This window comes from Zoogloea sp. (assembly GCF_017302315.1).
Classification (GTDB): domain Bacteria; phylum Pseudomonadota; class Gammaproteobacteria; order Burkholderiales; family Rhodocyclaceae; genus Zoogloea.
This window is the reverse complement of the sequence record NZ_JAFLDT010000122.1, coordinates 1-8677: the sequence shown is the minus strand read 5'-3', so window position 1 is coordinate 8677 and position 8677 is coordinate 1. Positions and strand designations below refer to the sequence as shown.

Annotated in this window: 5 protein-coding genes and 1 pseudogene; 4 read left to right on the top strand and 2 right to left on the bottom strand. The window is 65.7% G+C overall.

Going from position 1 to position 8677, the window contains the following annotated elements:
• Positions 1-397 (bottom strand): annotated as a pseudogene (locus J0L98_RS20425) (oxidoreductase); the annotation flags it as partial.
• Positions 398-642: 245 nt separating this feature from the next.
• Here J0L98_RS20425 and ahpC point away from each other — a divergent pair.
• From ahpC to J0L98_RS20410, 3 genes are all read left to right on the top strand, one after another.
• On the top strand, positions 643-1206 hold the full coding sequence (gene ahpC, locus J0L98_RS20420; protein ID WP_296413938.1) for an alkyl hydroperoxide reductase subunit C: 564 nt from the start codon (positions 643-645) through the stop codon (positions 1204-1206).
• A gap of 118 nt (positions 1207-1324) precedes the next feature.
• A complete protein-coding gene (ahpF, locus tag J0L98_RS20415; protein ID WP_296413937.1) occupies positions 1325-2878 on the top strand; it encodes an alkyl hydroperoxide reductase subunit F in 1554 nt (517 codons plus the stop codon).
• 226 nt (positions 2879-3104) lie between these two features.
• The gene (locus J0L98_RS20410) at positions 3105-4835 is read left to right on the top strand and encodes a response regulator (RefSeq protein WP_296413936.1); all 1731 of its coding nucleotides are present in this window, start codon (positions 3105-3107) and stop codon (positions 4833-4835) included.
• 5 nt (positions 4836-4840) lie between these two features.
• Here the strand turns inward: J0L98_RS20410 and J0L98_RS20405 are convergent, their stop codons facing one another.
• Positions 4841-5761, bottom strand: a complete 921-nt coding sequence (locus J0L98_RS20405; protein ID WP_296413935.1) for a class I SAM-dependent methyltransferase — start codon at positions 5759-5761, stop codon at positions 4841-4843.
• Between the two features lie 146 nt (positions 5762-5907).
• Here J0L98_RS20405 and mgtA point away from each other — a divergent pair, with 146 nt between their 5' ends.
• Positions 5908-8556, top strand: coding sequence for a magnesium-translocating P-type ATPase (gene mgtA / locus J0L98_RS20400; protein ID WP_296413934.1), 2649 nt, complete (start codon positions 5908-5910; stop codon positions 8554-8556).
• The last annotated feature ends 121 nt before the right edge of the window (positions 8557-8677 follow it).

The following is an 8677-nucleotide window of genomic DNA, read 5'->3' as shown; positions in this document are numbered from 1 at the left end:
ATGGGGCGGCCGTCTCCCAGCCCCCGTCGGCCAGGGGGATCAGCTGGCCGCCCTCCCAGGGCACATGGCTGGAGGCCTTGCGCCCGGCATGGGCCAGCTGCACCGCTACCGGCATCGCCGAATAGCGGCGAATGGATTCCAGCACCCCGGCGAGGGCTGCGGCGTTGTCGTCCGACCACAGGCCCAGGTCGGCCGGCGAGATGCGCCCGATGGCTTCGACGGCGGTGGCCTCGATGATCAGCAGGCCGGCACCGGACAGGGCCAGGTTGCCCAGGTGGATGCGGTGCCAGTCGGTGGCATTGCCTCCGTCGGCCGAGTACTGGCACATGGGGGGAATGACGATGCGGTTGGCGAGGTGCAGGTCGCCGAGGGAGTAGGGCGAGAACAGGGCTGACATGGGGGGCTCCGGCGTTTCGGGACCTGGGGATGATAGCGCTGCCGATGGGGTGGCGGACCCTTGATCCAGGTCGGGTTTTCCCGGCCCGGGGCGGCGCAGAATGCGACGCTGCGGCGCTTTGAAGGCCGATAGGCGTTTAGTATCGACTTCATTCCATCAATCAATTAGACCAATTTCCCGGGGTTTTCTACTATTCGTTCTGTCTTCTCCAGATTCACTCAGTCAACCACTTGGGAGCGCATCACATGGCCATCATCAACAGCACCGTCAAACCCTTTGCTGCCACCGCCTACCTCAACGGCAAGTTCGTCCCCGTGACCGACGCCGATCTGAAGGGCAAGTGGTCCATCTTCTTCTTCTACCCGGCCGACTTCACCTTCGTCTGCCCCACCGAACTGGGTGACATGGCCGACCTGTACCCGGAATTCCAGAAGATCGGCGTGGAGGTGTACTCCGTGTCCACCGACACCCACTTCACCCACAAGGCCTGGCACGATGCCTCCGACACCATCAAGAAGATCGCCTACCCGATGATCGGTGACCCCACTGGCGCCATCACCCGCGGTTTCGATGTGATGATCGAGGAAGAGGGCCTGGCACTCCGCGGCACCTTCGTGGTCGATCCGGAAGGCCGCATCAAGGTGGCCGAGATCCACGATCTGGGCATCGGCCGTGACGCCACCGAGCTGCTGCGCAAGGTGAAGGCCGCCCAGTACGTGGCCACCCACCCGGGCGAGGTGTGCCCCGCCAAGTGGCAGGAAGGCGATGCCACCCTGGCCCCGTCCCTGGACCTGGTCGGCAAGATCTGAACCTGACCTGACCCCGCCGGGCCGCTGCCCGGCCGGATCCCGGCGTCAAGCGCTCCCATTGATGAGCGTTTGGCGACGCGATTCAACCTGAATCCCCGCTTACTGAAAGGACACGACCATGCTTGACGCCAACATCAAGACCCAGCTCAAGGCCTACCTCGAGAAGCTCCAGCGCCCCATCGAGCTCGTCGCCTCCCTCGACGACAGCCCCAAGGCAGGGGAACTGCGCGAACTGCTTACCGACATCGCCGAACTCTCCCCCAAGGTGGCCCTGCGCGAGAACGGCAAGCACGCCCTGCGCCCGTCCTTCGGCGTGGCCGAGCCGGGCGAGGCGCCGCGCATCCACTTTGCCGGCATCCCCATGGGGCACGAATTCACCTCCCTGGTGCTGGCCCTGCTGCAGACCGGCGGCCATCCGCCCAAGGTGGAGCAGGCCGTGATCGACCAGATCAAGGCCCTTACCGGCCGCTTCGAATTCGAGACCTTCATCTCCCTGTCCTGCCACAACTGCCCGGACGTGGTGCAGGCCCTCAACCTGATGGCCGTGCTCAACCCCGGTGTGAGCAGCACCATGATCGACGGCGCCCTGTTCCAGGACCTCGTCAATGAACGCAAGATCATGGCCGTGCCCACCGTCTCCCTCAACGGCGAGGCCTTCGGCCAGGGCCGTATGACCATTGAGGAGATCCTCGCCAAGGTGGATACCGGCGCCTCCGCCCGGGCCGCCGAGGAGATCGGCAAGAAGGACGACTTCGACGTGCTCATCGTCGGCGGCGGCCCGGCCGGCGCCGCGGCGGCGATCTACGCCGCCCGCAAGGGCATCCGCACCGGCATCGTCGCCGAGCGCTTCGGCGGTCAGGTGATGGACACCCTCGGCATCGAGAACTTCATCTCCGTGAAGGAGACCGAAGGGCCCAAGCTCGTCGCGGCGCTGGAGCAGCACGTCAAGCAGTACGAGGTGGACCTGATGAACCTGCAGAAGGCCACCAAGCTGGTGGCGGGGGACCGGATCGAGATCCAGCTGGAGAACGGCGCAACCCTGCGCAGCAAGTCGGTGATCCTGTCCACCGGGGCCCGCTGGCGCGAGATGAACGTACCCGGCGAGAAGGAGTACAAGGCCAAGGGCGTGTGCTTCTGCCCCCACTGTGACGGCCCCCTGTTCAAGGGCAAGCGCGTGGCGGTGATCGGCGGTGGCAACTCGGGTGTCGAGGCCGCCATCGACCTGGCCGGTATCGTCTCCCACGTCACCCTGCTGGAGTTTGCCGACACCCTGCGCGCCGACGCGGTCTTGCAGAAGAAGCTCAACAGCCTGCCCAACGTCACGGTGATCAAGTCGGCCCTGACCACCGAAGTGACCGGCGACGGCCAGAAGGTGACCGGCATCCGCTACAAGGACCGGGTCAGCGGCGCGGAGAGGCTCGTCGAACTGGAAGGCATCTTCGTGCAGATCGGCCTGCTGCCCAACACCGACTGGCTGAAGGGCACCGTCGAGCTGTCCGACCGGGGCGAGGTCATCATCGACGCCAAGGGCGCCACGTCGGTGCCGGGGGTGTTTGCGGCGGGGGACTGCACCACCGTGCCCTACAAGCAGATCATCATCGCCATGGGGGCGGGTGCCACGGCTTCCCTGAGCGCCTTTGATCACCTCATCCGCAGCTCGGCCCCGGCCTGAGAGGGTCTGAGTGAAGCTGGAAACCCGCCCGTGTGGCGGGTTTCTGCCGTTCAGGCGCTCAATCGGAATGCCATGCGATCACCGCACACGCCGCGTGAAGCGTGACGAAATTGTCGGACTCTCCCATTCCTGGCTCAAGTTGCCCGTTCGCCGAACCGTAGGCATTGGACGATGACGCGCGGCGGGCAGCGGGAAATGCCGTGTCGGCAGAAGCGGAGAGCCCAAGATGGAAGTCGTCCAGACCAAGAACCCCATGTCCCCGCCGGATGCGCTGGCAGCCACGATCCTGGTGGTGGACGATTCGCGCATCAACCTCAAGGCCGTGAGCCGCATGCTGGTCGGGCACTTTCGTGTGCTCACGGCGGAGTCCGGCCCGGCGGCTCTGAATATCGCCGCCGGAACGCCACGGCCCGATCTGATCCTTCTTGACGTGATGATGCCGGAGATGGATGGCTACGAAGTCATGGAGCGTCTGCGTGCCGATGACGCCACCCGGGCCATTCCGGTGATCTTCGTGACCGCCCGGGTGACCGACGAGGACGAGCAGCACGGCCTCTCCCTGGGGGCCGCCGACTACATCACCAAGCCCTTCAGCCCGGCCATCCTGCTGGCGCGCATCCGCAATCACCTGCAACTGAAGCGCGCCCAGGATGCCCTGCGCGACCACAACGCCAACCTGGAGGCCAGTGTCACCGAGCGTACGGCGGCCCTGCGCGCAGTGCTCGACAGTGCCGACCAGCTCATTGCTATGATCAGCCCCGAAGGCGGGATCCTGGCCATCAATCGCATTGGCGCCGAACAGTTCCGGGCCACCCCGGCCAAGCTGAGCGGGCGCAATCTCTTCGATCTGCTGCCCCCCGAGTTCGGCATCCCGGTGTCCGATCAGATCGCCGAGGTGATCCGCACCGACCGCACCGGTGAAGTGGATGCCGCCTGGGAGGATCGCATCTTCCATGTCACGGTCTATCCGGTGCCCGGCCTGCCCCTGCGGGTCGTGGTGTATGCCAGCGATGTGACCGACCAGGTGGCCGCCGAGGCCGACCTGCGCAAGGAACGGGAGCAGCTCGCCGCGTCCCTGGCCCATCAGCGGGAGCTCAACCACAAGCTCGAAGAGGCCCAGAACCAGCTCCTCCAGTCGGAGAAGCTGGCCTCCCTGGGTCAGCTTGCCGCGGGTGTTGCCCACGAGCTCAACAACCCCATCGGCTTCGTCCGTTCCAACGTGAGCACGCTGGAAGGTTACCTGGGCGGCATCTTCGAGATCATTGCCGCCTATGACGAGCATGCGGCCGGCACCCTCGCTCCGGAGGCCGCCGCGGCCCTCGTCGAATTGAAGCAGAAGAAGGATTTCGATTTTCTCAAGGAAGACATCTTCCAGCTCCTGGCCGAATCCAAGGACGGTCTTTTCCGGGTCCAGGAGATCGTGCAGAACCTGAAGGACTTCTCCCGCGTGGGCGAGGCCGGCTGGGGCTGGGCCGACCTCCATGCGTGCATCGACTCAACCCTCAACATCATCTGGAACGAGCTGAAATACAAATGCACCGTGGTCAAGCACTACGACCCGACCCTGCCCCAGGTGTGCTGCATCGCCTCCCAGCTCAACCAGGTGTTCATGAACCTGCTGGTCAATGCCGGCCATGCCATCGCCGACAAGGGTGAGATCACCATCACTACCCGTCATGGGCTGGACGGCATGGCCCACATCGCCATCAGCGATACCGGTGTCGGCATTCCCGATGAGAACCTGCCCCACCTCTTCGAACCCTTCTTCACCACCAAGCCCGTCGGCAAGGGCACCGGCCTGGGCCTCTCCATCGCCTACGGCATCATCGGCAGGCATCACGGCAGCATCGACGTGCACAGTGTGGTGGGGCAAGGCACCACCTTCACCGTGAATCTGCCCATAGTGCGGATGGAGGAGGGGAGCGCCGAGGCGGCGCCCGAAACCACGGTGCACTGAGTGCGTCAGTCCGGCGCCTTGTAAACCAGTACCTTCAGCGCGCGCTCGTCCGACACATCGGCAAACGCCGGCGGGTTGGGCAGCCGCTGCATGAAGTGAAAGCCTGCCGCCTGCTCTCGCATTGTGTCCTGCAGAAAGGCGACGCCGAGCTTGGGGGAGTTGAGGCACAGCAGTGCATGCCCACCCGGTGCCACCAGGTCGGGCAGGCGGCGCATCAGGCGAGCGTAGTCCTTTTCGGCAATGAAGCTGCCCTTCTGGTAGCTGGGCGGGTCGAGAACGACCAGATCATAGGGCCCGCTGCGAGTGATCTTCCCCCACGAACTGAAGATGTCATGGGGTAGAAAACTGGCGCCGCCTCCGAGGCCGTTCTGCTGATGGTTGCGCTTGCCGATGGCCAGGGCGCCGTCGCTCATGTCCACGTTGATCACCTGCCGGGCACCGGACTGCAAGGCCACCACCGAGAACGCACAGGTGTACGCAAACAGGTTGAGCACTTTGAGCCCGGGGCGGGCCGCCCCCAGCGCGCGCACCCAGCGTCGGCCCTCCGCCATGTCGAGGAAGAAGCCATGGTTCAGCCCGCGCAGCAGATGCACCCGGAAGCCCGTTCCGTCCTCCGTCACCACATGGGGTTCCGGCACGCTGCCTGCCATCAGCCGGGTCTCGGCGCGGGCTTCATGACGGTACTGGAAGACCCAGTTCAAGGGAGCGTCCGGGTTGAGCTGCATCCACCGTGCCGCCAGGGCCGCATGCAGCACGGACAGCTCCGCCTCCGAGGCGGGGACGAAACTCGTCACCAGCCACACGGGCGGGTAGGCATCCAGCGTCCATTGCTCGCAGCCCGGGTGCAGGCCACCCCGGCCGTGGAAAATGCGTTGGGCATCGGTGGGCAGGGGCATCGTGGCAATGGCATTGAGCAGGGCTTGCATGGGCGGTGGGGCGCGGGGGAAACGGCCCGCAATGTACCAGACACCGGGTGGGTGAGCCGGAGCGCGGGTTGAGGGCCATGGGCTGATCCTGGTCAGATTGGCGGCCGGGGCTTCGGGTAGACTCGATTCACACCCGGGGCATTCCGATGAAGCACTCGCTCTTCCGTTCCCACTTTGTGGCCCGTCTGCAGCGCCGGCGCGCCACCCGGCATTTCCTGCGCCACTTCAGTTTCGAGCTGTTTCGCCATGCGCCGGTCAGCAAGGCGGTCCCCCCCGATCTGGCGCACACCCTCATGGCGGCCGCCGCTCTTGCACCGGCCGCGTTGCTGGCCCGCCTGCATGCCCATCCGGACGGGCTTGATGCCGCCCAGGCCGCCCGCATCCGGCGCAGGGTCGGTGAGAATCGGGTGGTTCACGAGAAGCCCATGCCCGGTTGGCTGCATCTGTGGCATTGCTACATCGACCCCTTCAATCTCCTGCTTTCCCTGTTGGCGACGGTGTCATGGGTCACTGGCGATCACAAGGCGAGCACGGTCATCGGCTGCATGGTGGTGCTGTCCACCCTGATCCGCTTCGTCCAGGAGAGCCGCTCGAGCAAGGCCGCCGACGCCCTGAAGGCCATGGTGGGCAGTAAGGCGACGGTGCTGCGCCGGGGCAGCGACGGTGCGGGCGATGCCGCCCGCCACCTGACCATCGACGGACGGGATCTGTGCTGCGTCGAACTACCCCTGGCCGACCTGGTGCCTGGCGACATCGTGATCCTCTCGGCCGGTGATCTGATTCCTGCTGACCTGCGTCTGCTCACCGCCAAGGATCTGTTTATCGGTCAGGCCGCGATGACCGGCGAGGCGCTGCCGGTTGAAAAGTTTGCCGCCGCCCGCGGCCCAGCGCCGGCCAGCCCCCTCGATCTCGAGACCATTGTCTTCATGGGCACCACGGTGCTCAGTGGCGCGGCCACCGGCGTGGTCATCGGCACCGGGGCGCGCACCTATTTCGGTACCCTGGCGGAGCGGGTGAGTGCCGTCGAGCCCGCGCCTTCGGCCTTCCAGGCCGGGGTTAACAAGGTGAGCTGGCTGTTGATCCGCTTCATGGCGGTGATGACCCCGGTGGTCTTCCTGATCAACGGCTTCACCAAGGGCGACTGGCTGGAGGCCTTCCTGTTCAGCCTGTCGGTGGCCATCGGCCTGACCCCCGAGATGCTGCCGATGGTCGTCACCTCGACCCTCGCCAAGGGGGCGGTGCTGTTGTCCCGCAAGAAGGTGATCGTCAAGCGCCTCGATGCCATCCAGAGCTTTGGCGCCATGGATGTGCTGTGCACCGACAAGACCGGCACCCTCACCCAGGACCACATCGTCCTGCAGCGGCATATCGACATCGACGGGCAGGACTCGTTGCAGGTGCTCGAATACGCCTGGCTCAACAGCCACTACCAGACGGGTCTCAAGAACCTCCTCGACGTGGCGGTGCTGGCGCGGGGCGATGAGTTGGCCGACCGCAACCTGGCCGGCGTCTTCCGCAAGGTGGACGAGATTCCCTTCGACTTCCAGCGCCGTCGCATGTCGGTGGTGGTGGCCGGCCGGGACGAAGGCCACCTGCTGATCTGCAAGGGCGCGATCGAAGAGGTGATCGCCGCCTGCACCCAGGTGCGCCGGGGCGAAACCGTCGTGCCGCTGACCCCCGGACTGCTCACCCACATCAGGACGATCACCGACGCCATGAACGCCGATGGCCTGCGTGTGGTGGGGGTTGCCACCCGTCGCCTGCCCGCCGGGCAGGACACCTGCAGCGTCGCCGACGAGGCCGGACTGACCCTTGCCGGCTACGTGGCCTTCCTCGACCCGCCCAAGGAGAGTGCCGCCCCGGCCCTGGCCGCCCTGCGCGCCAATGGCGTGACGGTCAAGGTGCTGACCGGTGACAACGGCCTGGTGAGCGCCCGCGTGTGCCGGGAGGTGGGGCTGGAGGTGGGCGGCATGCTGCAAGGGGCGGACATCGCGGGCATGGACGACGCCGCCCTGGGCCGCGCTGTCGAGCGCTCCACCGTGTTCGCGAAGCTCTCGCCCATCGACAAGGAAAGGGTTGTGCGGGCGCTGCGCGGCAATGGCCACGTGGTTGGCTTCATGGGTGACGGCATCAACGACGCCCCGGCCCTGCACGCCGCCGACATCGGCATCTCGGTGGATACGGCGGTGGACATCGCCAAGGAGGCCGCCGACATCATCCTGCTCGAAAAGAGCCTGATGGTGCTCGTGGATGGGGTGCGCGAAGGCCGCAAGACCTTTGCCAACATGCTCAAGTACATCCGCATGACGGCCAGCTCCAACTTCGGCAACGTCTTTTCCGTGCTGGTGGCCAGCGTCTTCCTGCCCTTCCTGCCGATGCTCCCCATGCACCTGCTGTTGCAGAACTTGCTCTATGACATCTCCCAGAGCGGCATCCCCTTCGACAACGTGGATGAGGAGCTCCTGCGCACGCCCCAGCACTGGAACGTGGACGGCCTGGGGCGCTTCATGGTGTGCTTCGGCCCGGTCAGCTCGATCTTCGACGTGGCCACCTTCGGGTTGATGGGGTACGTCTTCCAGGCGAACGCGCCGGCCGCGCAGACGCTCTTCCAGTCCGGCTGGTTCATCGAGGGACTGCTGTCGCAGACGCTGATCGTGCACCTCATCCGCACCCGCAAGCTACCCTTCCTGGAAAGCCGGGCCTCGCTGCCGCTTGCCGCCCTGACCGGCGCGGCCATGCTGGCCGGCCTCGCCATCACCATGGGTCCGCTGGCCCCCTACTTCCGGCTGCGGTAGCGAACGTCCGCTTGGCATTCCGACTATCAAGAATCGCGTCGCGCAGGCAATTGTTAAAAATGCGCTGGAACCAAGCTGGGAGGCTAGATTCGAGCCTAATAGCTATGGATTCCGTCCGGGA